The following is a 26,449-nucleotide window of genomic DNA, read 5'->3' on the forward strand; positions in this document are numbered from 1 at the left end:
GCCTTCAAACGTGCCGTAGAACAAGCAGGCATCACGAAGCCCGCCACACCGCACACCCTCCGCCACTCGTTCGCGACGGCCTTGCTCCGCAGCGGTTACGACATTCGAACCGTGCAGGATCTGCTCGGCCATTCCGACGTCTCTACGACGATGATTTACACGCATGTGCTGAAAGTTGGCGGTGCCGGAGTGCGCTCACCGCTTGATGCGCTGCCGCCCCTCACTAGTGAGAGGTAGGGCAGCGCAAGTCAATCCTGGCGGATTCACTACCCCTGCGCGAAGGCCATCGGTGCCGCATCGAACGGCCGGTTGCGGAAAGTCCTCCCTGCGTCCGCTGATGGCCGGCAGCAGCCCGTCGTTGCCTGATGGATCCAACCCCTCCGCTGCTATAGTGCAGTCGGCTTCTGACGTTCAGTGCAGCCGTCTTCTGAAAACGACACCATGTGCAAACGATGTCAGAATAGAGTTAAATTTCCTATTGATTGACATATTCCGTCAAAGGTAATAGATTTCATCCTGACACTTTTGCCTTTGGAGGCATCTTGCAAGGTCAACGCATCGGCTATGTCCGCGTCAGCAGCTTCGACCAGAACCCGGAACGGCAATTGGAGGGTGTTCAGGTGGCGCGGGTGTTCACCGACAAGGCTTCTGGCAAGGACACCCAGCGTCCCGAGCTGGAAAGGCTGCTGGCCTTCGTCCGCGAGGGCGACACCGTGGTGGTGCATAGCATGGACAGGCTGGCACGCAACCTTGATGACCTGCGCCGCATCGTCCAAGGGCTGACACAACGGGGCGTGCGCATGGAGTTCGTCAAAGAAGGGCTGAAGTTCACCGGCGAGGACTCACCGATGGCCAATCTGATGCTGTCGGTCATGGGAGCCTTCGCTGAGTTCGAGCGCGCCCTGATCCGCGAACGTCAGCGCGAGGGAATCGTGCTGGCCAAGCAGCGCGGTGCCTACCGGGGACGAAAGAAATCGCTGAACAGCGAACAAATTGCCGAGTTGAAACGGCGAGTTGCGGCAGGCGACCAAAAAACCTTGGTGGCCCGTGACTTCGGCATCAGCCGCGAAACCTTGTACCAGTACCTGCGGGAAGACTGACCATGCCACGCCGCTCAATCCTGTCCGCCACCGAGCGCGAAAGCCTGCTGGCACTGCCAGATGCCAAAGACGAACTGATACGGCACTACACGTTCAACGAAACCGACCTGTCGGTGATCCGTCAGCGTCGCGGCGCCGCGAATCGATTGGGCTTCGCTGTGCAGCTTTGCTACTTGCGATTCCCTGGCACCTTTTTGGGCGTCGATGAGCCTCCGTTTCCGCCCCTGTTGCGCATGGTGGCCGCGCAACTCAAGATGCCAGTGGAAAGTTGGAGCGAGTACGGCCAGCGCGAACAGACACGGCGGGAGCACTTGGTCGAGCTGCAAACGGTTTTTGGGTTCAAGCCCTTCACCATGAGCCACTATCGGCAAGCCGTGCATACATTGACCGAGCTGGCCTTGCAGACCGACAAAGGCATCGTGCTGGCGAGCGCACTTGTCGAGAATCTGCGGCGGCAGAGCATTATCCTGCCCGCCATGAATGCCATCGAGCGCGCAAGCGCCGAGGCCATCACCCGTGCCAACCGACGCATTTACGCGGCGCTGACCGATTCTTTGTTATCACCCCACCGTCAGCGCCTGGACGAACTTCTCAAGCGCAAGGACGGCAGTAAAGTGACGTGGCTGGCATGGCTGCGCCAGTCGCCTGCCAAACCGAACTCTCGCCACATGCTCGAACATATTGAGCGCCTGAAATCCTGGCAAGCACTTGATCTGCCCGCAGGCATCGAGCGGCAGGTTCACCAGAACCGCCTGCTCAAAATCGCTCGTGAAGGTGGCCAGATGACGCCTGCTGATCTGGCAAAGTTCGAGGTGCAACGACGCTATGCCACGCTGGTAGCGCTGGCCATCGAAGGCATGGCCACCGTCACCGATGAAATCATCGACCTTCACGATCGCATCATCGGCAAGCTGTTCAACGCGGCCAAGAACAAGCATCAGCAGCAGTTCCAGGCTTCCGGCAAGGCGATCAACGACAAGGTGCGGATGTATGGGCGCATCGGTCAAGCGTTGATTGAGGCCAAGCAAAGCGGCAGCGATCCGTTCGCCGCCATCGAGGCCGTTATGCCCTGGGACACCTTCGCCGCCAGCGTCACCGAAGCGCAAACATTGGCGCGGCCTGCCGACTTTGATTTCCTGCACCACATCGGTGAAAGCTATGCCACGCTACGCCGCTACGCGCCGCAGTTCCTGGGCGTGCTCAAATTGCGGGCTGCGCCCGCCGCCAAGGGTGTGCTCGATGCCATCGACATGCTGCGCGGCATGAACAGCGACAGCGCGCGCAAGGTGCCCGCCGATGCGCCAACCGCATTCATCAAGCCGCGCTGGGCAAAGCTGGTTCTGACCGACGACGGCATCGACCGGCGTTACTACGAGTTATGCGCCCTGTCGGAGCTGAAGAACGCGCTGCGCTCCGGTGATGTCTGGGTGCAGGGTTCTCGCCAGTTCAAGGACTTCGACGAATACCTGGTGCCGGTCGAGAAGTTCGCCACTTTGAAGCTGGCCAGCGAATTGCCGCTGGCAGTGGCCACCGACTGCGACCAATACCTGCATGACCGGTTGGAATTGTTGGAGGCGCAACTCGCCACAGTCAACCGCATGGCTGCGGCCAACGACTTACCGGATGCCATCATCACCACCGCGTCAGGCCTGAAGATCACGCCGCTGGACGCGGCAGTACCAGACGCCGCGCAAGCCATGATCGACCAGACAGCTATGCTGCTGCCGCACCTCAAAATCACCGAGTTGCTGATGGAGGTCGATGAATGGACGGGCTTCACCCGCCACTTCACACACCTGAAGACCAGCGACACGGCCAAGGACAAAACCTTGCTGTTGACGACGATCCTGGCCGACGCGATCAACCTGGGTCTGACCAAAATGGCCGAGTCCTGCCCTGGCACCACCTACGCCAAGCTGTCTTGGCTGCAAGCCTGGCACATCCGCGATGAAACCTATTCGACGGCGCTGGCCGAGCTGGTGAATGCGCAGTTTCGGCAACCCTTCGCCGGCAACTGGGGTGACGGCACCACGTCATCGTCGGACGGCCAGAACTTCAGAACCGGCAGCAAAGCAGAAAGCACTGGTCATATCAACCCGAAGTATGGAAGCAGTCCAGGACGGACTTTCTACACCCATATCTCCGACCAGTACGCGCCCTTCAGTGCCAAGGTGGTCAACGTGGGCATTCGTGATTCAACTTACGTGCTTGATGGCCTGCTGTACCACGAGTCGGACTTGCGCATCGAGGAACACTACACCGACACGGCAGGCTTCACCGATCACGTGTTTGGCTTGATGCATTTGCTGGGATTTCGCTTCGCGCCGCGTATCCGTGACTTGGGCGAAACCAAGCTATTCATCCCCAAGGGCGATGCCGCCTATGACGCGCTCAAGCCGATGATTAGCAGCGACAGGCTGAACATCAAGCAAATACGCGCCCATTGGGATGAAATTCTGCGGCTGGCCACCTCCATCAAGCAAGGCACGGTAACGGCTTCGCTGATGCTGCGCAAACTCGGCAGCTACCCGCGCCAGAACGGCTTGGCCGTGGCGTTGCGCGAGCTGGGGCGCATCGAGCGCACGCTGTTCATTTTGGATTGGCTGCAAAGCGTGGAGCTGCGCCGCCGCGTCCATGCGGGGCTGAATAAGGGCGAGGCGCGCAACGCGCTGGCCAGGGCGGTCTTCTTCTACCGATTGGGTGAAATCCGCGACCGCAGTTTTGAGCAGCAGCGCTACCGGGCCAGCGGCCTCAATCTGGTGACGGCGGCCATCGTGTTGTGGAACACGGTATATCTGGAGCGTGCCACCAGTGCTTTGCGTGGCAACGGCACGGCGCTGGACGACACATTGTTGCAATATCTGTCGCCGCTGGGGTGGGAGCACATCAACCTTACCGGCGATTACCTATGGCGCAGCAGCGCCAAGGTCGGTGCGGGGAAGTTTAGGCCATTGCGACCGCTGCCACCGGCTTAGCGTGCTTTATTTTCCGTTTTCTGAGACGACCCCAATGATTCCCTTTTAGAAGGCGAAGAGCTTCTATCTCTACTCCAGCGCGCTCAATCTTGCACATGTATTTACCATCCGTAGTCGGCAGTGATTCGCCTACAGATACCCATTGGCCAAAAGATTTTTTGTATGGTGTCATTCGTCTTCCCCGTTTTGCTCGAAGTAACCATGTAGATCCAGAACTTCGAAGGTATTGTCTATCGCTCGTATTTGCGAAATAGCAAAGTCTCGGGCTTCACTCTCACTCTTAAAGAACAGTGGCTCTTGATAGGGCGCGATATGCGGTCTTGAGATACCATTGCAATAATCAAAATCGGTACCGAAGTCGACCTCAACAAACCAACGCTTATCTGCAGTGCCGATCACCATTAATCCAGAATCGGGATAAATGCCGGTTGCCCACGTGACCATGCTATCGAGATGTTCATGATAGTTTGTGTCATACATTTGGTGAGTATTGACCGTGTTCTTAAACATTAAACTGTCCAAAGCCGCGAGGTAATCTGCAGCTACATGGCTGCTTACTAAGATACATCACCCAGCAGGTGCGCCAGTTTCCTCTTGGATTTGGGGAGGTATCGAGCAAACCTCTTTCTATATCTGATAGGTGTACACGGACTGAATTAGTAGACGTATTACCCATTAAGCCAGTAATTCGATTTGCTGTTACTCGTGCTTTTGCTTCTTGTTTACCATCTGACAAATCGAAATCTTTCGGGTTATCTTGCTGATGAATTTCAATGATCGCAGTCATCTAACTGTCCTTAGAGTCCAAAAGTGAGTATTTGTTATTCAAAAACAAGCACTTTCAAACAATGTTCGTTTCATAAATCAATTTCTTGGCGCATAATACAATAAATGTCTTACATGTTTAATATGTGGCGTTAAATTGATGTATAAAACTATCAACATTTACTGTTTACAACGAGACTCAGGTTTGCAGCATGAGAAATACAAAGAGTGGTAAAATGGTTATGTGCGAAATAACAGGTGAATAATACGTTGAATATAAGACATTCGATTCCACTGCCTCCTGCGATGCCATTGTTTGGCTCAGCTGAGGAATTGGATAACCCTAGCCCATACATTAACGAGTTCGTTGCACATTTGACGATTAACCTTGTCGAAGATGCCGGCGAGTTATATGAGCATGCTATTGCTTGGCTATCAGAGCAAAAAGAAGCATACAATAACTTCAAAGCCTACCGCGCCGAGATTAATACGTTTCTTCATTGGTGCTGGTCTGTTCAAGGTATGTCTGTATCGATGGTGAATCGCGCCAGAATGCGCGAATACATTGAATGGTGTGAGAACCCGCCAGAAGAACTGATCGGCACCTACAACGCGGCACAGTTCGTATTTAACAAGGGTATTGGCGAGAATGTGCCTAATTTCAAATGGCGACTGTTCCGAAAATCAAAACCTAAGTCATCAAATGCCGATATAAACGAAGTTAAATACAAACTCTCTGCTAATGCAGCACATCAAAAACTGAGCATATTGAGCTTATTCTTTCAGTATTTGAATGCCGAAGAGTACTGTGATGCAAATCCTGCAGCGATAGTCTTAAAGTTTGGGAAGTACAAATCAAAATCTCAATCTACTGCAGCCGGTGAAGATGATGACGAAATGAAGTTCTTCTCTGATTTGCAGTGGTCATATGTAATGGATACCGTCGAAGAGATGGCCCAAGAAGACCCTCAAACTCACGAAAGAACACTATTCCTGGTGAGGCTGCTTTACGGAACCTACTGCCGTATTTCAGAGATCGGGGCTCGCCCCGGCTATGCGCCAGTCATGTCCCAGTTCAGGCGTGACAAAAAAACCGGTTATCTGGGCTTCTACATCCCTAAGTCTAAGGGCGGTAAGCGACGCACAGTAGCCGTGTCGGATGAACTCAAAGAGGCACTAATCCGTTACAGGACATTCCGTAAACTCCCGGAGATGCCAAGTCCCACGGATGATGAACCATTGTTTGTTCGTCACAGAGCAGCTTCACATGGCCGCGAAGAAGGCGTGTTGAATGCAAACTTGGGGATTCGACAAATACGCGAAATAATTCAAGAAGTTCTCGATAAAACTGCTGCGCGATTTGAAAAAGATGGTTTGATGGAAGACGCTGCAGAGATAAGAGTTCTAACTGTCCATAGCATTCGTCACACTGGTATCTCACATGACATTGCTAATGGCCGACCTTTGCAACACGTTCAAGCGGATGCTGGACACGAAAGTATTGATGTAACGTCACGTTACTTACACACAACAAGAGCTGAGCGACATCATAGTGCTAAGACTAAGAAGTTGAATCCTCTTGAATAAAACTGGTAATACTACTGCTGATGCATTCCCGATCAGTCCGATTAAACATGAACACTGATGCCTACCCTATTGGCTTAAACTAGAGGTTACAATGACAGAACTTACTAAAGTGCTACTAAATATCCGTTCCCTTCGTGCTTACGCTCGTGAAGAAATGACGTTGGAACAATTGGAGGACGCGCTTAATAAGCTGACTACTGTAGTAGAAGAACGCAGAGAAGCAGAAGAATTGGAGCGCGCAGCGCAAAAAGAACAAGAAGAGAAAATGAGTGCCATCGCTAAGCAAATTGAAGAGCAAGGCCTAGATGTAGAACAGCTGATCTCTGCATTAACAGGCGCGACTAAAGCGAAAGCGAAAGGTACCCGCCAACCTCGACCAGCAAAGTATAAATACACTGATGAAGCTGGTGTAGAGAAGACGTGGACTGGCCAAGGCCGTACTCCTTCCATCATTCAATCAGCGATCGATAGCGGTGATAAAAAGCTAGAAGATTTTGCAATTTAATCTTCTTAATATTCGGTGGATGAAAAAGGGAGCAAATGTGCTCCCTTTTTTAATAAGTCTTACAGGTAAATAAACGGAGAAGCTTCATATTGATTGTGTACCTTCAAATCGTTACTAGTACTCGCCATCAATTTTTCATAAGCAATCGCTTCATCTGATGAAACATCTCGGAGATAATCCTCCTTGTTTCGTTCCCACATTTGATTAATCTTTTCGTGTACCCATTCTCCACTAGGTATATCGGAAATGTATTCATGCATATGAAAATTCGGATCAGATCTATCCATTTCATTCCACCATTTTTCTGTCTGTTCATAATCCATTAAACCCTGCAAATGCTCGATGCCGTCGCCATAGGAAACTGACCACCGTTCATTCTCTAGCTTGGAACAAACATACAAAAACTCTATTAACTCACGCGAGTTAGAAATAGACAGGTAAGTCTCAGGATGTTTTTGAAACTCATTGAGCAAGTCATTATCAGAGAGGTCAGCTAATTCTCGGTACAATTCATGGCGTTTCTTAGCTTCAATTGTGCTTTTATGAGCATACCGGTTGCAAAACCAACCAATCACCAAAGCCTCAAGTTTTGTGTCAAAAATAACAACACCTGAAACTTCGGCAGAAGAGTCAGATAAATCATTTTTTGATGGCAACGTCAACCTAACAGGTAAGATCTTTTCTTTAGCAATTGCTAACTTGGCAAAAATTTCGATAGGGAACTTGGCAATAAATTGATAACGCCCTGAAAGGGCGCCTTCATAAATATCGTAAAAATCAACAACAGCCAAGTTAGACAGGACGGACTTAGTTAGCTTCTTACCATCTACCTTAAGTGTGTTTACCGTTACGGTGGTATTTGAAGTTTGAAAATTCAAGTGTTCACCAATGGTCGATTTAGGATTCAGATCAAATATAACAACACAAGGATTAGCTGTATAACTTAAACATCAAATTAGATGACAATATGGCGCTTTTTACTCACATACAAGACCATTGAACATATAAATGCCTTTTTCTCTTGTCACCCTAATAACATCGATTAGGAGTTCGTATTCAATTTCAGTAGCTTTGGTTAGATAACGGTAGAGGTCTAAATCTTCATCACCTTTACTTGATAGGTGAGCGATCAAGTCAGCTACCAAGCCCAGTTTATTGCTTTCGATTTCGTGTCGTAGTGCATTAATCAGGTCTTCATTTTTCATGCGAATCATTACTCATTAAATCGATATTGTTTATCGGCGTTTATAGTGATTTCAATCAATAGAATTTAGCTTTCTGCGCCAACGAAAGCCAAGGTATGTGAAGACAGGAAGAGTAAATAGTACTGTTCCTTGGCCCAACCAGAAACCAAGAGCAAGAAACGCCATTGCACTCACCGTTACTTCGTCTAGAAACCGTGCTTTAAGCTCAGTTGATGCATTATTAATTTTCAGACCACTGATTACCTTGCAAGGCCAAAGAACTCTTAGCGCTTGGTTAATAGGTTCTGCGCCTTTCGTTTTTGCAATCCGCTTATAGATCATGATAGGCATAGCCCTCGATGTGTTATGTAAGCCGCGGTAATCTGACTGATGAATTGTTCAGATTCGCTGGGCAGAAACTCAAGCAATTCTTCCAACCCAATATCGCCACCACTATGCTGTCGTTCGAAAATCTCAACGAAGAATACTGGGCTATCAGTGAAATAACTTTCATCTCGTTGGATCTGCAAATACTCTTCATGTATTAAATCACCACCAGCTGATGGTGAAAGGAAAAGGTTATCTGCATCATCAGCGATCTCAACAATAGGTACAGTAATCCCCTTCTCTAGCAATGCATTAAGAACGGATTCGGTTACGGCTAGTGGCTGGAATCTTCCATTACCGGTTACGATTATCTGCATTCTATCCAGGACAACCCCACTCATTATGAACTTATATACGTCATTGTTTAAGAGTGAAGTATCCCATAACCATCGGTTTTATTCATCTTTGAAACACCCCTTCCCTTGCTGTTTGTACCATGATTTGAGTTCTTCAATCACACCATCAACTGAATCTTCACGACTTGCGGCAGGGTGGAAAATCAAACCATTACCTTCTGGGTGTTCAACAATAGTAGAGAAGTGTTTTGCCAGCTTGGAAATGTACTCATCATATTCTGAGTCCGGGAGGTTATTAGTCTCAGTGTCTTCAAAAAATTCATCCAGAAATCGTCTAAATTCTGATTCTGTGTAGTCTTGGAGTTTACCTTTTAGTTCCATTTCATAAGCCTTTATGAATATCGATATGTCTTCTCGGAGTCATTACTCTTAAATTGTCCACGTCATACACTTTACCACCGTGCTGAACCTCTTCAACATGGTGTATCTCATAACGATCCCGTCCACCTTTTTGTTCTGTTGGTATAGGGAATGGAGAGCTACCACGCTTAATGATGCGCTGATTAGCCTTGCTAAACTGGCTCAATAAATCAGGGTCATTTGCCACTTCTAGCCAAAATGCCTTCCTAAATGCATCAAAGCTCTTGAATTCCTCCCCTCGTAACTTGTCAGCGATTTGATTAGGAATTGGAGCCCCAAGTTCTTCCCCTGCCGTTTCGAGCCATATACCAGCGATCTCTTCACCATGACCGGTAACTACACCACTTTCGTCACGTGCAGTCTTCCTAAACACTATGTAAAGTGGAGGCAACCCAGAGTCAATTGGAAACGTGATGATGTACTCGGCTAGATCATCTTCTGGATAGAGCGCCGTCCCAAGTTCTTGCTCATGTTCTTCAATAGGACGGACCCAGATATTTTGTACGTCCAGCTCGTTGTTTTCAGTTGTCACGGTATCGGGAGATAGTACATCCGTGGAACCATCAGGTGTCCATGTTAACGTGATCCCGTAGTCCAGTTCCGCGACAAAGTTCTGGCCACTTTTCTCTGCGGCACGCTTAGAAACCCGATCACCATACGCGGCGCCATCCCCAGTTTTAATCCCGACGATTTGCTGCTTTCCGTTTTCATCGGTGTACATATTGAAACGAACACGCATTTGACCAGAGTCATGTGCATGGTATTCGGGGTGAGCATCCAGCGTGCTATCCGCTAATTGAGATGGCCATAATGCTGCAAGTAGAAAGCCACCTACTCGAGCAAATGCACCGACCGCCTCACCGGAAATAGCCCAAGAGCCCATAGTGTTTGATGTACTGGTACTGATCAAACCTAAATTAGAAGCCCCAGCACTTGCCGGCAAAGCAAGAATAGCGGCCTTGCCGTAGTCAGTTGCCTTACTATCTTTACTAAGCGTTTTGACGTTCACTACCGGATAGTCTTTCTCGAGCAACCGTTCTTGGTTGATTGAATGACAGCTAGTGCCTGAAATTAGTGGGTCAGTATGGCGGTAGAAGACATTTGAAGCGCAATTGTAGGTACCTGGTGATGTCGGTGGTAGTTCCGTCTTTTTGTCACTTTTAACTGGTGCTGGTGGTGCGGAAACCTTCAATACGTCACCAACCTTTAGCTTCATTGGGTCATCGTTGAATTCAGGGTTAAGGTCTAATAGCTGTTTTGCGTTGAGATTATGTTGCTCTGCGATCTCTGGCCACAATTCACGACTGTTGGTATTTGGATTAATTGAAACCGTATGTGTTGCTTGTGGAGGTGGAGGTGTTGCGTTAGAAGTAACTGAGAGCCTTTCATCTACAGGGAGATTTGGGGCTGATAGTAGTGCGTTAACATCCAGAACCTTCCCATTCTCATTGACCCATTCGTCATTGATATTGGCTAATTGTTCCTTCGTGATTTGATGATCTAAATACACAAGGCTTTGGTCAGTGACCAGCTGACCATCAATCTTCCAATACACTAGGATAGTATTTTGATACAAGTTAGCTAACTGCTCGTCATCGAGCCTATTTTGGGTCGTTCGGGTCGCATAGAAACCGAAGTGGCCATCACCAAGCATTTTATATTCCTGGATCAGATGACCATTCGCAAAATGATAAAAATAACCTTCTGACGGGAAAGCTAGTCGCTCACCTAACTGTACAGTGGGCGTTATCGGTATAAACGAATCTTTTACCTGCCCTGAACCAATGGGCTTCACCTTAACCTCATGTGGCAGGCTAATGCCGAGAACCCTATCACCCACGGATGCTAATAATCTCTTTGGTTCATCGACCGCGGTCTGAGTAGTGTATTTCATACCATGCTCAGTACGAACAGCGCCCCAACGTCCACGAGAGATCTCAGCCTTGGTTTTTGCCAATGAAAACCAATATCCTACATTGCTCCTAAATGACTCTTCTGAACCGACAATCTCAAAGCAATATTCAAATTTAAGCTCCGGTTCAGATTGCTTGTCGATGACAATAGGTTCCGGGACGTAGGTTTCATCAATGTTGGGTACATAGGAATAACCAGCTGCAGAACTGGTGGATACTGGAGGGCCGCCGGCCATATTTGCTCGAGTTGAAAATGCAGATTTAGCACTATCTGTCAGTAAGTCACTAGCGTCTGATGTTAATGACCATGTTCGAGTCATACTATCTTGTGAGAGGACTGGCTTTGAGGGGAAATCCGTTAATAGAGCCAACTCACCGGTTTTTAATTTATCCACCAGCTTCTCAAACGAATAGCCACCTGGCAGATTAGAAATATCCCGCTTTTCCAAACGGTTAATATCACCCTCAACTTGCCCGAATTCATAGTCCATCAGTTCGGTGATTCTTACCACTCTGTAAGTCAAAACAGTGCCCAAATTTATCAATGTGAACCACATTTTTAAACAATTGCTTTAGTACAACAATAAGGCTGACTGTTTGTTTACTGGGTAAAATCGTGAGAGTGTGAGCACCCTTCACAAAACCACAACTTGTTGATGATAAATGCATTTGCAACGTAGGCGCGCCAGTGGATAACGTCCTACGCACAAATCGTTCAAAGGCTAAATTTCCTTTATGACTAATTCAATATCGCTTATGTAGGCATCCTTAATCACTTTTACTTTAAAGTGGTAATCTGCTGATATTGGTTCACCAGATTCAGGATCAAGTCTCAACCCTCTTATTTCATCGCCACCTATCGCGTACCCCCTAAATGACAAAGTACTACTACCGCACGTCATAGAGAGAAAATCATAAAATATACGGTGAGAATGGTTGTCCAGCCTTGTCGAGAATGTGTCAAAAAAACAATTCTCTGGTGCATGGACGCCGATTTTGGAAACCTTCACATTATATTCAGTACCAAGTTCAGCAAAAACAAAACTGCCCTCATTAATGACTGAATTATGAGGTAATTTGATTGTCTCGAATTGTTTGTTACAGCCTACTAGAAATCCCAATCCAACTAAGCTGACTAAAAAGCGCTTCACATCTAACCTTAATGTTACAACTTGTTGATATTAAAAAATTCATCTTTCAATAATTTGCGCGTTAACCGTGGGGCAAGCCAGTCTTTGAAATCCTTCTCAGCCTCAACTATTCGCACATCATCTACAGAGAAAACCCTATATTTCCCTTTTGTTTTGGGTTTGCCTAACCACCTAACGATTGCTTGATCTGTCCACAATCTAAAGCGTTTAAGGCGCCAAACAGTGATCCATTGGCTATCCCATTTTTCCTTTGCTAATCGCTTTTTTAACTCTAGCTTCTCACTTTCTATTTGAATTTGAAGCTCAGACTTTACGTACTGGCGATGACCGATGAAATAGCCCATGTAATAGTTCCAATGTTATCGACTACAAATATTACCTTATTATGCACGTGGGTTTCTATATGATTGTGAATAACATTTGCATAGATAAGCATCAGGCTTGAAAAAATTCGGGGGCAATACATTTTTTTTTGAATGCGCAGTCATTTAAGTGAATAGGTATAAAAAGCGACCACAATATTTTTAATTCATTGCCCCTCAACTAGTCATACGAACATGCATTCATTTTTATTCGGCATGCAAACATTGGCGTGGATCTATACATTATTTTGAACTAATGATAAATAACTCATTAGTGTTAATGAATATATAAATGACAAAATTTATCTTCTATCCCTTCGTGGCGATGACCCATAACAGGTAAGTCTAATGGCCACAAATTAAGGCAGGCGGTATAACTCTGATTGTTGTTTATAGAGGCGAGGTAAACGGATTGGTCCGATGTAGAACGATATTAGGTGATGGTTGGATAAAAAAAACCCGCCGAAGCGGGTTATGAGAAAAGGTGATGTAACTTCCCAATAGTCAAACGAGAATGCAATATAGTCAAAAAATATACGCTTCATGCTATGTTTACGCAAAAACAACAAAGGAATACTACGCTATTAAAACTTAGCGTTCAACTATCAATGACGACCAATCGTGATCTTAATGCAACAAAAACTCACCGTTAATTAGTGAGTTGTACAGTAAGCAATCTTTAATCGTTAGGTACCCAACTCTGTAACGACTGCTCATTGTTTTGTAGCAGCAAATTACAATCACTCTCGATTCTTCGTTGGAATAACTCAGGGGGTAAGTTCGGTTCCATAGCCAATATTTCATCATGCCTTACTAGAAGCGCATCCCTATCAAGTGCCATTTCCTTGATAGCTAATGATACATCTTCTGGCACCCCTTCACTCTGGAGGCACTTTAGAGCCTTGTTCACTTGCATAATTCCATATGAAATCTTCAACTCACGCATTTCAGTATTTAATCGTAGAAGCTGAATTAGGGACTCATAATACTGAATTAGGGCCGCTCTCTTGTTGGCATCAAATGGGTATTGATAGGCGATCTTTAACTGTATGTCATCACGGAGGCCATTGTTGTCACTGTCAGTTCGTGCTGGCTCCTGGTTCATACCTCTAATGAATGCCGGGAATGAATCAAAATTTACTGGCCTTTCCAGCTTTTTATCTTCCATCGTTTTGAAGTGCTCGACCGATTGTGCATAAACCATACCTGCAACAGCAGCCGTGATGGAAATTCCAATACCCGAGCTTAGAAGAACTCTGGCCATCACTTTCCTTTTAATCTTCCTTTCCACTAGCACTTTTTTAGAAGTCATTCTGTCACCAACACTCAAAATAAAAACTGATCGTATTTGAGCAACAGAGAGAATGTGTTGAATTTATGGAACTATTTATGAGTACTAAATGAGCATTTAAACAGTAAATATTTTTATATGTTGTAAAATGAACACAGTTGTTTGGGTTCCTGAATATAGTGATCTCAATGATGGCGAGCAATATGGTTGGTGGTTCGAAAACGTCGATATATACACTTTCAGCAATATGTGCGGGTCGAGTTTAGTAGGCGCTTAATCATTGGATAACACACTACTAGCCGCAAGATCCGGTACTACTGGAGCGCTGATGACTTATAACATGACTCAGGCAAGTATCAGCCGAACTGCTAAGATTTTGTTCTCCTTCCAGAACACTTCAAGCAGACTAGGCGCATTCTTCCCAACCTACGGCTTGGAAGTAACTAAAACACGCTTTGCGTCATCAATGGAGTGGCCTTGGGTATGCTGGGGAAATGCTTACGAAGAAGTTTCAAGTGATGGCAGTGCAAACCTCACACTTACACAGTTAGCAAAACTGAGCGAACTCGATTAATACAAAAAATGGCTATGCACTACGCATAGCCATTCGTTTATTTGATCCATCACCTAATCACTAATTCATTTAGTATAATTTCATAACGCTCACTAAACACCTTGAAGTAGACACTTCGACAAAATACACATCAACATCTATTCGACCTAAACAGCATACGTGCTCCCCATTGGGCGCAGATCTGCCAAATGATGTTGTCGAATCGATCTCGAATTCATCGGGATCCAAGTCATCGACACTACCACCGTATAAACACATAAAAACTCAATAAATCCGATAAATAATCAATTTTTTTGATTACCTTCGTTAATAACATTTATCGAAGGTAATATTGTTCAGCCCTCGGCGCGTGAGAGGTGACAACGTAACATTTTTATGAAATGGTTTGACCTGGAGAATTGCAGGCAATAAAAAAGCTCCCGATTTGGGAGCCTTGCTATGCAGAATCTTGTCGTTAGCTAAAAATATCGACACGGTGTGAGAATTTATCATCCACCAATAGCGGGACATAATCAAAATCTTTCTTATCTCCAGAACTCCAAACCTTGAAGTCAAAAATCTCATAACTCTCCATGTCGTAACCAAGCTCCCTTAAAGTCGGTATGATTGATAAATCGTAAACAGTCATATCGGATGCAGTTAGCCATACGTGAAGATCGAGAGATTTAGAAAGGGTTTGGCCATCATTAATTATCGTCTTCAACTTTTTTTTGTTTAATTGGTAAATGTTATTCCCTTTATAAAATACATTGCCAACAGTAAGACGAAGATCTGCAATCGAACTGGCCCTTTCGCTTACCTTCCAATTATCTGCAAACTCTTTAAATTGTTGGGACACAACATGGCATTTGAATGAAGGACTTCCACCTACTAACTTTGCTCTATCCAACAAGAAGTGTTCAATAAGCGAAATGATAAATTGGTGAATAGTTGCATTGAGTTGATCATCCTTCATTAAGGTTGATGCAAATCTGTTTGCTGATTTATTAGAGATAGCATCCGCGCCAAACAGGTCCGTACCGAACTGGAGTGCTTCTTCGAATTGTTTCTGATATTTAGACATAAATGGTCCATCTAGAAAGAATGATTTTCAATACTACTCGGAATACTGTAAATTCCATCAAATTTATATGAACTTGCGGGAATCATAGCTCAGAGTAATATCATGATGTTACTACAAGAATCGCTTACTAGAGGTATAGTTTGGCTTATTTATCAATGACATCCTTAACAATGTTGATGGTTTTCAGCTATCTCATTTTCAAAAAGTTAAGTACCGCTTTCTTTTGTACCTTAATGGTTGCATTAGCAATGGTTACTTTCATCACCGCGGGAAACACATACGTGCAAAGAGATTTCTATGGTGACGAAGCAGTGGAAAACTTCGAAACCAAAATTGCGATACCAAAGATACAACTTGGCAACGCTCTTTCCCCGGCCAAGTTTCTCGAAGCTAAGGTGAATGATGATGGCTCTTACAGTTGTGACCACGTAACGCGAACAGATGGTAAACATAACGTATTCGGCGCTACCGATGATGCACTGTTTTGTTGTTCACATGATGTAAGTCGTGATGGTTATCTGGCACCGTTCAAGCTGGTGGATAATAAGCTGCATGTACTTTGTGGCACATTTCCAATGCAAAATGAAGTTGTACTCAATGAGGAAGAGACAAAAAAATTTAATTTCTTTTAGAAAGATAATTTCTATAAAGACTATTTCTATTTCAATGAAAGAACATTGAATTTATCAGGAGAGATGAACATTGTTACCCTTTTTATTGATTCCTTTTATCGGGACAGTATTTATTCTGACATTTTATCCGGTCAAGATTTATAAACATTTCGAAGAAAAAGTTGCCCCTTTAAGAGAAGAGGCAGAACGTCAGCGTTATGTACATGATTTCAAGGAGGTGATTACACACGCAGACGGTAGAAAAGAAACCCATACCTTTAATATGGCAGCATCGCTTGCAGCTCAGTATTGGCCAATAAATCTGGCACTCTTAATTTTCGTGTTAGTGTTCGTAGCATCACCAATGTATCTAACATTCTCTTTTGTATGGTCAATAGATGAATTAAAGTATCTATTTGCAATTATTCCATTGGCTGGTTTAGTTTTTATTTTCAATAAAGAAATATTCATAAAGTATGACGATAACCCTAACGAATTATTCCATTACTTTTGGGCTCCACTTGCAGTAACAACCCTGATTTTAGCTTGGGGTGTCTCTGATTCACTTTATGATGAATACCTAAGTGATTTATTTTTCATGAATAAGTTTTTCGCTTGGGTCATAGTCTGGACCTGTTTCTATTTCCCATTAATCAATTGCCTCAACATAGTTCTTGTTTACTTATGGAATAAATCAAAGGGTAAAAAAAAGCGGATTTTAAAAGTAGTAGCATGGCTTATCGTACTTGCAATACTATGTTTTATTGGCTATTTATTATACGGATTGCATGAGACCGTCTATCAAAAATACTTAGAAGTATATCCTGATGCTGATTTTATGTCTTTTCTTGAAGCTTTGGCCAACAGAGCAAAAGATGAAGCGATTGAAAAGCTGAACAGCTTGAGATAATTTACAAAACATTGCTTTATCATATTTTCATTGAAAGCTAACCCTATATAAACGCCCATTAAAAATGGGCGTTTATTTTATTACCTACCGTCAATAACTAGTAACTCGAATGGATTGAAATATAATATTCCGTAGTGGCAATGATTGTTAATTACGGGCATTGAATAGAAAAACAGGCAATATATAAATAATAATGTTGCTGAACGTACATTATATTCTCTAGCTACTATACTGGTAGGTTTAGTTTTGAAATTACCTCTATATCGTGCAGCGTAAAGAATTGCAGTCAATACAATCAACATTAAGATTGATAAAAAATCACCTCCTGCACCTGGGCCTCTCCCGCTAGTCACCCCAATTATTTTTACGTTAGGTTGATACAATGGAGAAAGTAGCAGAGCAATAACAAAACAAAGTGCATGGAATGCAAAATTCACACTTTTTTTTGAATCACCCTTTTGCATATAGCGCGATTCAATACCAAAAAATACCAACTTCAAATAACTAGGAATATTTTTAAAAATCATTGCTAATAATTTTATTGAGACGTACAAATGGCTTGAGTAACTGTGCAGTATGAATTACCGCCCATTGCATCTTCACCGTGAACATATTTCTTTGCATTTACGCTAGGGTCACAGCTACTGCCATTCGCTGGCATGCTTGATAGTGATTTGACCTTTATGGTTGTACTACTGTTTGAGAGAGTCCCACAGTCAAAAGGATATAGTGTCGACGATCGCACCCAAACTGCAGATACCTTACTACCGGTTGCTTGTCTCTTGTTTATGACTTCGCCTGCAATGAGCTGATCATGTTCGTGAATAACATCACCACCAGTTGTGTAAGTCCATGTTCGACTTTTATCCTGGCTACATGTCTGTGTTTGCTCGAACGCAGTTCCGCTTTGAATACTACTTGGGTCTGGTGACCAATCAGAACAATCAGTAATATCTCCGCTTGGAGTCCATTCACTTGAGGCCGCGATAACATAACGGCTATCAGTAGCCTCTTCTAACTGTGTTTCATTTACATGCTCACCCACGTCCCAGTATTCATCCAAATTTGGTTCATATTCTCGATTTTGAATGCTCCGCGTCATTAGATCATAATGGGTTCGCGTTTGTGTGAAATTAGCCATCTGGTTACCGGCAACAGGCGACCAATCTGAATAGTTTTTATCTTCACCTGTGTCCACCCAATCACCAACAACAGGATCTGCTGTCTCCCAAAATCTATCCAAATTCGATTTAACATCAACAGCGATTCCAAATTTAACTTTGCCATCACGAAGGATATGTTTTGGTAAAACACCAAACTTAACGTTACCCGATTCGTCTGCCGGTATGGTAAATGTTTGTGAACTACCTGGTGAAACTACCTTCCCCTCAATCTGTACCGAGAATGCAGCATCCGTCGGAAGAGTTATTGTGACATCTTGGTTATCGGTAGCAATATTGCCTTGGTCTGATAAAAGTGGCCCGGTCTGCACATATCCTAGCTCACTATCATCATGGCGAGATTTTAATACCTGTTCTACTGGAAGAGTGACGCTATCTAAGTGTGTGTCAGTTGACGCATAACTGATACTTGAACTAAAGATGATTGCGAAGTTTATAACTAGCTTACTGGTTTTCATACTGTTTGGTTCGTTGACATTTTTACCATTCTTTCAACATAAAGATTGTGATGTAACGATTTTGTACGACTATATGGCCTTACTTAATACCGGGCACCTTTCTGTACAATTACCCTTTAAACAATAAAAAAGGCTCCATATCGGAGCCCAATCGTTCAAATATAAGAAAATTAGTAATCTTTATTGAGGTACTCTATATATGAGTCCCAATCTTCTCTTTCTTCGTCATCTAAGTCAGACTCTCCTTTATGCTCAGGACATTCACCTGCTGAATTTAACAGAGAAGTGGGGTATAAAATTCCATCACCACAAAAGATACAAGTGCCGTACTCTTCATCATCACTCGCACAATCCCGACAAACAAAGTCAATTGGATCCTGTCCACTTTCATCATGGACAAATCGACCTCGCGGGTCTTGGTGCTCACAATCTTTGCATGGTGGAGTTAAAACAGCTTGTACTATCCCAGTTACAATAAAACCCGGAGCAGCTTTGAGTGATGGAGAGTTTAAATCCTTGATTCGATCTACAATGGCTTGATTGACGCGTGGATTCTGGTACACGTCATCTCGCCAGCGTTCTGTGAATAACTCATGGTCATCCCATTCATAATCATCAGCTTTCATGGATGGATGCGTGCGATAACCTAACGTGGCGGCGATCAGTTCGTAACAGTGAGATAGCTGTACTTTAACCCGATTAGGTTCACTTGATAATTGATCAAAAGGTAGTGGTTGAGACAAGCCATCTTCAAGCTCAAGTTTTAGTTGAGTGGCTTTATTTTGGATAGTTATGTTTTTCATAAGGCAACCTTATCAGTAATTATGCTGACATATGCAGGTTGGGAATTTAAGCAAGCGGCGTCAGCAAATAATGATAAATGCTGCGAAATAGTGGGTTCTGTTTCTCTGGGGTATTCACTTTTGCTCTCATAGCGTGTGACTTCCCAAGTGCACTTATTAGGTTTCCCAAAGCCAGGTGGTGCCTCTAAATAATAGTTCTCATGGAGTTTCCATGTCAACCAATAGTGCTATTTTTTTAGACAAAAAATGCCAGTTCCCGTAAACAGGTTCTGGCATTTATATATTGATTTGACTAAAGTCTTTGGTTTAATTGGCTAACAACAGTAATGACTTCATCCGCACCGCTTTGTACTTCATTGAGCACTTGGCCGGCTTCTGTTGATAACCCCAACACTTCTGTTGTCCTTGCTTGACAGTCAGTAATCAAACTCACTGCCTTTGTCGTTTTAACTAAGTTTTCAGACACCATATTAACGATGGTTTCTGTTGTTTCATTGGTTCTTGACGCTAGCTTTCTGACTTCATCTGCGACTACTGCAAACCCTCTCCCGTATTCGCCGGCCCGAGCTGCTTCAATCGCGGCATTCAGAGCTAAAAGGTTTGTCTGGTCAGCAATCCCGCCGATATTACTCACAAGATCACTTATTGCCTTGGAATGCTCATTCAATGCTTCAATGTCGTTGCTTGCTTGTTTCATCTCTTGAACAAGTTCTTCCATTTGTTCAATGATACCGGTGACTACATTTTTGCCGTGAACGGTATGTTTGCCAGTTTCCTGTGAAATTCCATGCGCAACCTGGGCTACTTCTGATACTGCTTGTTCCTGCTCAACCTGGTTGGTGATTACAGTCGCAAACTTTACTACTTTATAGAGCTCACCATTATCGTTGTAGATCGGATTATATGAAGCCTCTAACCAAGCTACATTCCCATAGTTGTCTATTCGCTTAAACCGCCCGGTTGCATACTCACCTTTAGCCAGCTTTCTCCAAAACTCACAATACTCTTCGGAATCAACTTCATCCTGGCTGCAAAAAATGCGATGGTGTTTGCCGGATACTTGCGTAACGTCACTGTAGCCCATTGCTCGCAGAAAGTTAGAATTCGCATTCAATATTGTTCCTTCTGGAGTGAACTCAATGACAGCCATCGACTTGTTCAGAGCTTTGAGCAAATCAGCCTGTTCACGAGACGTTGTTATGGTACGCGTCAATTCTGATGCAATGACCGAAAACTGAATCAACAATCCTTTTGTGTCAAATACTGGGAGTATCAATACTCGCAACCAAACCTCACTTTGGCCACGAGCTTGAATCTGCATAGCGCCATTCCAAATACGCTTAGCCGAAAGTGAAGCTACCATGCTTTTATAATGATCTGTTGACCTACAATTTTTTGGTGCCAATTCTCCAATTGGCGTATCCAGAATCTCGTCTAACTCGAGTTGAGATAAAAACTTTTCGTTGGCAGAAGTTATCTTCCCGCTTGAATCCAGTGTAAGAGTAAGCAAATCCTTCTGAATACCCTCACTTACTTGTTCTAACGAGAAAAGTTTCTCTTTTGTCGCTTCTAGCTCATTTTTTAAAGCAGTATTAAAGAACATAGAATACACCTAAATTACTATTCGTATCTGAGGCCACCAGCAACCGCGCTTTAGTTCAGCTTGAATCGACCTACGATTGCATTGAGCTTTTGGTTCATTGCTGAAATTTCATCTGACTGACTTACAACACTTTCTCCGTTCTCATTTAGGGAACGAACAATGTCTTGAATCGCGCTCATGTTCTGGTTCACTTCACCAGTTACCGATGACTGTTCCTCGGCTGCAGTGGCGATCTGGAAAGACAAGTCTTTAACAGACATGATTTGTGTGACCAGTTCGTTCAGCGTAGCGTTGACTGACTCAGTGCTATCAAGTGTTTTCTGGCTTTCCATTCGTGTAGATTCCATCAAACCCAATACATCATTGTTACCCGCCAAAAGTCGACTTAAGGCATTCTCAACTTCAACAGTGCTTTCTTGAGTACGTTTTGCAAGAGCTCTAACTTCATCAGCTACCACAGCGAAACCGCGGCCTTGCTCACCTGCTCGAGCTGCCTCAATTGCTGCGTTAAGAGCAAGCAAGTTTGTCTGATCGGCAATATCACCAATTACATTTAAAATCCCGCTGATGCTTTCAGTTTCTTTTGTTAGGTGGCTCATTTGGCTACTGGTTTTCTCAACGTTTGACACCAGCTGAGAAACATTTGCTTTTGCCTCGTCTAGAACCTTAATCGATGCTTCACCAATGGTCGCAGCATCTTGGGTTTGAGCTGATGACTCACTAGCGTTTTGAGCAACTGTATTAGCTGTCGCGCTCATTTCTTCAATAGCGGTGACAATCATGTCTGTCTCTTGAGCGTGTTGACCAAGCACATGACTGTTATCCGACGATGACATTTTTAGCTCAGAAGCATTGGACTCTAATTCTTTTGCAACCTCTTGAACTTGAATCATTAAGTTCTGCAGCTGCGCGATAAATTCGTTTATCCCTTTAGCTATGGCGCCAATATCGTCATCAGTTTTAACATCAAGACGCTGTGTAAGATCACCATCCCCACTTGATAGGTTTTGAATGGTATCTTTAAGAGCAATAATCGGTTTGTATAGCAGATTCAGTACTACCATCGTGGCAACGATGCTTAATACCGAACATATGATAGTTATGATGATTGAACTATGTTTTGTGGCATTGAGCTTCTCAAACACCTTGTCTTTGTCCATTCCAACCATCAAATACCAACGTTTATCACCAAAGCTAATTTCGTCGATGAACATTACTTTATCCGTTCCATCGATCGTGTAATCAACGACCGATGCACCGTTGCTTCCAAGTTGTTTGCTCACCTCGCGCAGCGAAGAGTCTTTCGCAATGTTCTGTCCGTTTTTCACATACTTTGAATTACTCGCCAATACATTCCCTTGTTCATCTACGATTAGTGATATAAGGCTATCAGTGGCGAATTTCTTTACAACATCTGAAAGGATTGTGAGGGGAATATCCGCTAGTACCACGCCATTACGGTCAGCTTTCATACCTATGGAAACCATCAGCTCCTTCGTAGTGGCATCTTCGTATGGGTCTGTATAAATCAATCCACTAGTGGCCATCGCACTTTGGTACCAAGGGCGTTTTCGAGGGTCATAGGAAGGTGGATTCTTGTGATTGGTCCATCCTGGTACATCAGCTGAACAAAATGCATCGCCGTTAGAAAATCCAACTGTTAAATTTGGAATGTCACCGGCTACTGCCGCCAATCTCATTCTTTCTGCATGATTATCAGAATGCCCATATCGAGCATATTCGTTGGCAACCTGCTCAACGGTTGCGGCTTTGTTCTCTAGATATTTCGTTATTGAGTTTTTTTCTGCAGCAACCATAAACTGTGTGTTGCTGTATATGGAATCTTTAAAGTCGTCGTAGTAACTCGTAAAGTTAATATAACTCGACACACCCACAGCCAGTGTTATGACCGATAACATCGCTAGGATAAGCGTTTTTTTAAATCCAAGTTGGCTCATTGTTTCCTCATCTCTAAATAAAACGCACAGTTCTCTTAAGGACAGCTGCCCCTAAAAGTAACTACTTGTTTATGGTATTTTGCCGTTCTGAGTTCTATCGCTCAGTTCTGGCGTATGGTCTTATATTGAATAGTCTGGGGCAGGACGACCAAAGAAGTAACCCTGCCCTATATCACACCCAAGAGCTAACATTGCATCTAACTGCTCTTGGGTTTCGATTCCTTCTGCTACAACTGACATGTCAACGATGCTAGCCATCTCGATCGCGGCCTTCGTTAGTACTATCATTTTCTCGTCATCGATGTTGTTACAAAACATCCTGTCCAGCTTCACAATGTTGGCTGGCATGTACATGAGATACGAGATGTTGCTCATACCTGTACCAAAATCATCAATAGAAATTTGGTAACCTCTTGCTTTAAGGGCGGCAAGAACTTCTAACCCCTTGTCACCCTTTCTAACGCCTACAGTCTCTACGATTTCAAACTCTATTAAATGCGGTGGCACTTTATATTTTCGTTGTGCTTTTTGAATGCTTAGTAGGCTGTTCTTATCCAGTAGACATGAGGCATCTAAGTTCATGGCCACTGTTATCTCTTTACCTGAATTCAAGAACTCTCGACACTTAGCGAAGCCTGTATCTATGATCCACTTGTTGAGCTCACCCATTAGGCCATACATATTTACCCAGTTCAGAAAGTACGGCGGTAATAGAATGCCTAGCTCTGGGTGATTCCAGCGGATAAGAGCTTCCACACCAACTACAGTGGATGTTTTCAGGTCAACCTTCGGCTGATACCAGAGTTGAAACTGCTTTTGGCTGATAGCTCGTTTAATGTCGTACAGTGAGAAGGCCATAGCATGGGATGCAGAATCTCCACCGAGATCTCTTGAATTGCGGAATTTTGCTAAAGAAGCAACAGTACTATTGATTAACTGGTTTAAGGTGTCACCGCTTTCTGGATAAACCCCAAGGCCGGCGGAGAGTTGAATCAGTGTTGGTGCTGAATGAATTGTTTTTAGGTCTTGGCCAGTTCCTGTTTGTAGTAAATGGTCAATGATTTTGGATATGCGTTCCCTTGGTACATCGTCATGCAGTGATATGAAGAAAGTATCTGATTCGACTTTTGACAGGGTGAAGTTTTCTGGTGATACGAGCTTACTGATGACCTCTATAATCCAAGGTCGAACCATCTCAATCTGTTTTTCAGTTTCTATGTAGCCATATTCTTCGTTCAACCGATCTTGGTTACTTACCTTTAAAGCCAGCAAGAAGAACCGTTGTTTGAATGATATGAGCAATTCAATTTCACTGAAAAACTCCCGACGATCTAACACCTTCTGGATAGGAGAAACTAACTCACTCAGTGGAGCTTTGACGGCTCTATTTTTGCCTTGCTTACTCTTATCCAAAATTACTGTCTCGTCTTCAATCATTGAATTCTGCTCGTAGTGGAACAACGTACAGAATGATTATATACAAAGTTTTTTAAGAGCGTAAGACTTTGCTGTTGAAGATATTCACAGACGGTGTATAACAGAGAAAAGTTTGCTGATTTAAAACTTACTGGTTTTAAATTGTTTTGAGTTTCAATGTCAATATAAAACACAGAGTTAGGTATAAATAATGAACAAAACCCTAAGCACAGTCCTAGTAACTTTGACGTTAGTTTCAGCCCCTGCACTTGCAAAAAAAATCCCCGAGTGGGTTTCAAGCACTCCTACGGGGCAATCTGTTTATTGCGTCCCAGCCGGCTCTAACATCGATATGGCTCGTAAGGTGGCATTGCAGTTCGCGTCAGAAGACCAAGGCCGAGGTTTTAATAAGGTTGATGTTTCTGGTTCAGAGAGTGCTAAAACTATCGCACATGACGGCGCGGTAGACAGCCAATACAACATGAATACTGAAACAATCGCAACCGGCATGAAAAAATCGGTCCAATTGCTCGATGAAGCAATGGTTGATGGTTCTCTATGTGTTTTGGTCAAGTAAGGTGTGAATATGAATTCTGATCAAGGCAAATCAACAGCACCTAACCATATTGTACCTTTGCGCTATCCGGGGAAGGTTGAACGAACTGTTGGCCAAATGCTGGTGGTTTTAACGGGGGGAGCGATACTCTTTTCAATGTGGTACTTCTCTGGTGACATGAACACTTTCGATACTGTTTTATGTTGCTTCCTAACTTGGGTGATTACTGTAATGATTGCCATTGCTCTAAAGGAAATGCCACCAGCGAATGAGTATTCAACCGACCCGTACATCTTATCAGTAGTCCTGATTGCAGCATTCCTTATTGCTCCAGTCCTATCAGATACGGTTGCCCTTTTTTATATGAAGCTACCTTTCTACGCTTTATCCATATTTACAGGGCAGTCACTTGATACCTTTACAAACATGCTTTTTATAGACGTGCAGGGATAAAAAAAGGTGCCAACAATCGGCACCTTTTTTTGTGTTGTTATGTTTAAAACAATCTGTAAGGAGAAACGTTATTTTCCCCATTCTTGATGTAGTACTGATCCCAACCTCGAACATCAAAAGGTACCCGCTTGCCTTGCACCTCGATGTATACCTTTTCTAACTTAACGCCATCCACGACCTTTGCTCGAGCAATTGGATTTATAATCGCATTAATCATGTTTTGTGCATCAGCTTTGGAAGCAGGTTTATAGATCAACGCAACCTTATTACCAACCTTCGCACAGTGTTTACTAAAAGTAATGTCTTTGCCGTCAATTTGTCCATATGCTGTCGTGCTTATGTTGCTTACAGAACAGGTCGGGTTTTCTAGGTTTACAATCCCAAATCGGGCGCCATAGTCTGTGTATTGGTTCTCTCTGTTCGCATATAGTATTGCGATGTAATCATCGTTGGCGCTGAATGCAGGTTTTGGTAATCCATAGAGTGATTCTGACTCTTTAAGCCAGAAGTTATCGAACTGTGTTGGTTCGTTAAACTCAAGGTTATATCCATATTCTGCGCTTGCTACAAAGCCGTCACCATTAAATTTGAGCTGACGACCAGTTAGTTTCTGGTTTAATGAGCCGCGCTCCGGGTCAAGAAATTTAGCTTCTCTCGTTTGGATAGAACCATCACGGTTGAAATATTCTCTTAGGCGGTACAGCCCTTTCTCTAATTTATGTGAGCTTACTGAACCATCATCGAAGTGAGTGTAGTTCTCTTCGGTTTCAGTAACGTAGAACGTTGGCTTTTCTACAGGTTTTCTTTCTTGGATGCAGGGCTCACCCAAACACATTCGAACTGTTTTCTCGCTTGTCGTTGAGCACCCATTTAAAGCCAATAGTGACAAACCGACTACAAACAACCCTTGCTTTTTCATAGTTACAT

General features: G+C 44.0%; 28 protein-coding genes. 10 read left to right on the forward strand and 18 right to left on the reverse strand.

Annotation, left to right across the window (positions count from 1 at the left end):
• The 3 genes from AKJ31_RS22775 to AKJ31_RS21505 form a co-directional block, all read left to right on the forward strand.
• The coding region (locus tag AKJ31_RS22775) for a tyrosine-type recombinase/integrase (protein ID WP_019405055.1) at positions 1 to 237 on the forward strand (237 nt) is incomplete at its 5' end.
• A gap of 305 nt (positions 238 to 542) precedes the next feature.
• A complete protein-coding gene (locus tag AKJ31_RS21500; RefSeq protein WP_001162012.1) occupies positions 543 to 1,100 on the forward strand; it encodes a recombinase family protein in 558 nt (185 codons plus the stop codon).
• Positions 1,101 to 1,102: 2 nt separating this feature from the next.
• On the forward strand, positions 1,103 to 4,075 hold the full coding sequence (locus AKJ31_RS21505; protein WP_001138073.1) for a Tn3 family transposase: 2,973 nt from the start codon (positions 1,103 to 1,105) through the stop codon (positions 4,073 to 4,075).
• 168 nt (positions 4,076 to 4,243) lie between these two features.
• On the opposite strand, the gene AKJ31_RS21515 is transcribed toward AKJ31_RS21505, so the two are convergent.
• Positions 4,244 to 4,585 (reverse strand): hypothetical protein, encoded by a 342-nt coding sequence (locus AKJ31_RS21515; RefSeq protein WP_017190634.1) that lies wholly within the window; start codon positions 4,583 to 4,585, stop codon positions 4,244 to 4,246.
• Positions 4,578 to 4,862 (reverse strand): hypothetical protein, encoded by a 285-nt coding sequence (locus tag AKJ31_RS21520; protein WP_053411072.1) that lies wholly within the window; start codon positions 4,860 to 4,862, stop codon positions 4,578 to 4,580. Before AKJ31_RS21520 ends, AKJ31_RS21515 begins: the two co-directional genes overlap by 8 nt.
• Positions 4,863 to 5,110: 248 nt before the next feature.
• Between AKJ31_RS21520 and AKJ31_RS21525 the strand changes: the two genes are divergently transcribed.
• On the forward strand, positions 5,111 to 6,427 hold the full coding sequence (locus AKJ31_RS21525) for a tyrosine-type recombinase/integrase (RefSeq protein ID WP_202801023.1): 1,317 nt from the start codon (positions 5,111 to 5,113) through the stop codon (positions 6,425 to 6,427).
• Between the two features lie 91 nt (positions 6,428 to 6,518).
• Entirely contained in the window at positions 6,519 to 6,932 is a 414-nt protein-coding gene (locus tag AKJ31_RS21530) for an H-NS family histone-like protein (RefSeq protein ID WP_017190631.1), read from the forward strand.
• A 59-nt stretch (positions 6,933 to 6,991) separates the two neighbouring features.
• Here AKJ31_RS21530 and AKJ31_RS21535 read toward each other — a convergent pair whose 3' ends face one another.
• The 8 genes from AKJ31_RS21535 to AKJ31_RS21575 all read right to left on the reverse strand — a co-directional run bounded on the left by AKJ31_RS21535 (position 6,992) and on the right by AKJ31_RS21575 (position 13,957).
• Positions 6,992 to 7,810 carry a hypothetical protein gene (locus AKJ31_RS21535; protein WP_017190630.1) on the reverse strand — a complete coding sequence of 273 codons (819 nt, stop codon included), beginning with the start codon at positions 7,808 to 7,810 and terminating at the stop codon, positions 6,992 to 6,994.
• Between the two features lie 99 nt (positions 7,811 to 7,909).
• Positions 7,910 to 8,137: a hypothetical protein gene (locus tag AKJ31_RS21540; protein ID WP_026000358.1), complete on the reverse strand. Its 228-nt coding sequence runs from the start codon at positions 8,135 to 8,137 to the stop codon at positions 7,910 to 7,912.
• Positions 8,138 to 8,454: 317 nt separating this feature from the next.
• Positions 8,455 to 8,820 (reverse strand): hypothetical protein, encoded by a 366-nt coding sequence (locus AKJ31_RS21550; RefSeq protein ID WP_017190627.1) that lies wholly within the window; start codon positions 8,818 to 8,820, stop codon positions 8,455 to 8,457.
• 78 nt (positions 8,821 to 8,898) lie between these two features.
• Positions 8,899 to 9,180: a bacteriocin immunity protein gene (locus AKJ31_RS21555; protein ID WP_017190626.1), complete on the reverse strand. Its 282-nt coding sequence runs from the start codon at positions 9,178 to 9,180 to the stop codon at positions 8,899 to 8,901.
• Position 9,181: 1 nt separating this feature from the next.
• Positions 9,182 to 11,689 carry a T6SS effector antibacterial DNase gene (locus AKJ31_RS21560; protein WP_042984841.1) on the reverse strand — a complete coding sequence of 836 codons (2,508 nt, stop codon included), beginning with the start codon at positions 11,687 to 11,689 and terminating at the stop codon, positions 9,182 to 9,184.
• Between the two features lie 165 nt (positions 11,690 to 11,854).
• Complete coding sequence (locus tag AKJ31_RS21565) at positions 11,855 to 12,283, reverse strand: hypothetical protein (protein WP_017190624.1); 429 nt, start codon at positions 12,281 to 12,283, stop codon at positions 11,855 to 11,857.
• A 14-nt stretch (positions 12,284 to 12,297) separates the two neighbouring features.
• Positions 12,298 to 12,627 (reverse strand): hypothetical protein, encoded by a 330-nt coding sequence (locus AKJ31_RS21570; RefSeq protein ID WP_017190623.1) that lies wholly within the window; start codon positions 12,625 to 12,627, stop codon positions 12,298 to 12,300.
• Positions 12,628 to 13,324: 697 nt separating this feature from the next.
• On the reverse strand, positions 13,325 to 13,957 hold the full coding sequence (locus AKJ31_RS21575; protein ID WP_017190622.1) for a hypothetical protein: 633 nt from the start codon (positions 13,955 to 13,957) through the stop codon (positions 13,325 to 13,327).
• 259 nt (positions 13,958 to 14,216) lie between these two features.
• Between AKJ31_RS21575 and AKJ31_RS21580 the strand changes: the two genes are divergently transcribed.
• Positions 14,217 to 14,510 carry a hypothetical protein gene (locus tag AKJ31_RS21580; RefSeq protein ID WP_139374566.1) on the forward strand — a complete coding sequence of 98 codons (294 nt, stop codon included), beginning with the start codon at positions 14,217 to 14,219 and terminating at the stop codon, positions 14,508 to 14,510.
• Positions 14,511 to 14,964: 454 nt separating this feature from the next.
• Here the strand turns inward: AKJ31_RS21580 and AKJ31_RS21585 are convergent, their stop codons facing one another.
• The gene (locus AKJ31_RS21585; RefSeq protein WP_053411073.1) at positions 14,965 to 15,573 is read right to left on the reverse strand and encodes a hypothetical protein; all 609 of its coding nucleotides are present in this window, start codon (positions 15,571 to 15,573) and stop codon (positions 14,965 to 14,967) included.
• A 140-nt stretch (positions 15,574 to 15,713) separates the two neighbouring features.
• Here AKJ31_RS21585 and AKJ31_RS21590 point away from each other — a divergent pair, with 140 nt between their 5' ends.
• Positions 15,714 to 16,205, forward strand: coding sequence for a hypothetical protein (locus AKJ31_RS21590; protein ID WP_139374567.1), 492 nt, complete (start codon positions 15,714 to 15,716; stop codon positions 16,203 to 16,205).
• A 70-nt stretch (positions 16,206 to 16,275) separates the two neighbouring features.
• Entirely contained in the window at positions 16,276 to 17,094 is an 819-nt protein-coding gene (locus AKJ31_RS21595) for a hypothetical protein (protein WP_053411075.1), read from the forward strand.
• A gap of 80 nt (positions 17,095 to 17,174) precedes the next feature.
• On the opposite strand, the gene AKJ31_RS23125 is transcribed toward AKJ31_RS21595, so the two are convergent.
• From AKJ31_RS23125 to AKJ31_RS21620, 6 genes are all read right to left on the reverse strand, one after another.
• Complete coding sequence (locus AKJ31_RS23125) at positions 17,175 to 17,621, reverse strand: hypothetical protein (RefSeq protein WP_139374568.1); 447 nt, start codon at positions 17,619 to 17,621, stop codon at positions 17,175 to 17,177.
• Positions 17,622 to 17,632: 11 nt separating this feature from the next.
• Entirely contained in the window at positions 17,633 to 18,733 is a 1,101-nt protein-coding gene (locus AKJ31_RS21600) for a hypothetical protein (RefSeq protein ID WP_053411076.1), read from the reverse strand.
• 170 nt (positions 18,734 to 18,903) lie between these two features.
• Positions 18,904 to 19,536, reverse strand: a complete 633-nt coding sequence (locus AKJ31_RS21605) for a hypothetical protein (RefSeq protein WP_053411077.1) — start codon at positions 19,534 to 19,536, stop codon at positions 18,904 to 18,906.
• A 292-nt stretch (positions 19,537 to 19,828) separates the two neighbouring features.
• Positions 19,829 to 21,139 carry a methyl-accepting chemotaxis protein gene (locus AKJ31_RS21610; protein ID WP_053411078.1) on the reverse strand — a complete coding sequence of 437 codons (1,311 nt, stop codon included), beginning with the start codon at positions 21,137 to 21,139 and terminating at the stop codon, positions 19,829 to 19,831.
• A 50-nt stretch (positions 21,140 to 21,189) separates the two neighbouring features.
• Positions 21,190 to 23,097: a methyl-accepting chemotaxis protein gene (locus AKJ31_RS21615; protein WP_053411079.1), complete on the reverse strand. Its 1,908-nt coding sequence runs from the start codon at positions 23,095 to 23,097 to the stop codon at positions 21,190 to 21,192.
• Positions 23,098 to 23,217: 120 nt separating this feature from the next.
• Complete coding sequence (locus tag AKJ31_RS21620) at positions 23,218 to 24,534, reverse strand: EAL domain-containing protein (protein ID WP_053411080.1); 1,317 nt, start codon at positions 24,532 to 24,534, stop codon at positions 23,218 to 23,220.
• Between the two features lie 190 nt (positions 24,535 to 24,724).
• Here AKJ31_RS21620 and AKJ31_RS21625 point away from each other — a divergent pair, with 190 nt between their 5' ends.
• Both AKJ31_RS21625 and AKJ31_RS21630 read left to right on the forward strand, forming a co-directional pair.
• Positions 24,725 to 25,090: a hypothetical protein gene (locus tag AKJ31_RS21625; protein ID WP_053411081.1), complete on the forward strand. Its 366-nt coding sequence runs from the start codon at positions 24,725 to 24,727 to the stop codon at positions 25,088 to 25,090.
• Between the two features lie 9 nt (positions 25,091 to 25,099).
• A complete protein-coding gene (locus tag AKJ31_RS21630; RefSeq protein WP_053411082.1) occupies positions 25,100 to 25,522 on the forward strand; it encodes a hypothetical protein in 423 nt (140 codons plus the stop codon).
• A gap of 43 nt (positions 25,523 to 25,565) precedes the next feature.
• On the opposite strand, the gene AKJ31_RS21635 is transcribed toward AKJ31_RS21630, so the two are convergent.
• Positions 25,566 to 26,441 carry a hypothetical protein gene (locus AKJ31_RS21635; protein ID WP_053411083.1) on the reverse strand — a complete coding sequence of 292 codons (876 nt, stop codon included), beginning with the start codon at positions 26,439 to 26,441 and terminating at the stop codon, positions 25,566 to 25,568.
• Between the last annotated feature and the right edge of the window lie 8 nt (positions 26,442 to 26,449).

Origin of the sequence: Vibrio hepatarius, from assembly GCF_001274785.1 — a bacterium.
GTDB classification, from domain to species: Bacteria; Pseudomonadota; Gammaproteobacteria; order Enterobacterales; family Vibrionaceae; genus Vibrio; species Vibrio hepatarius.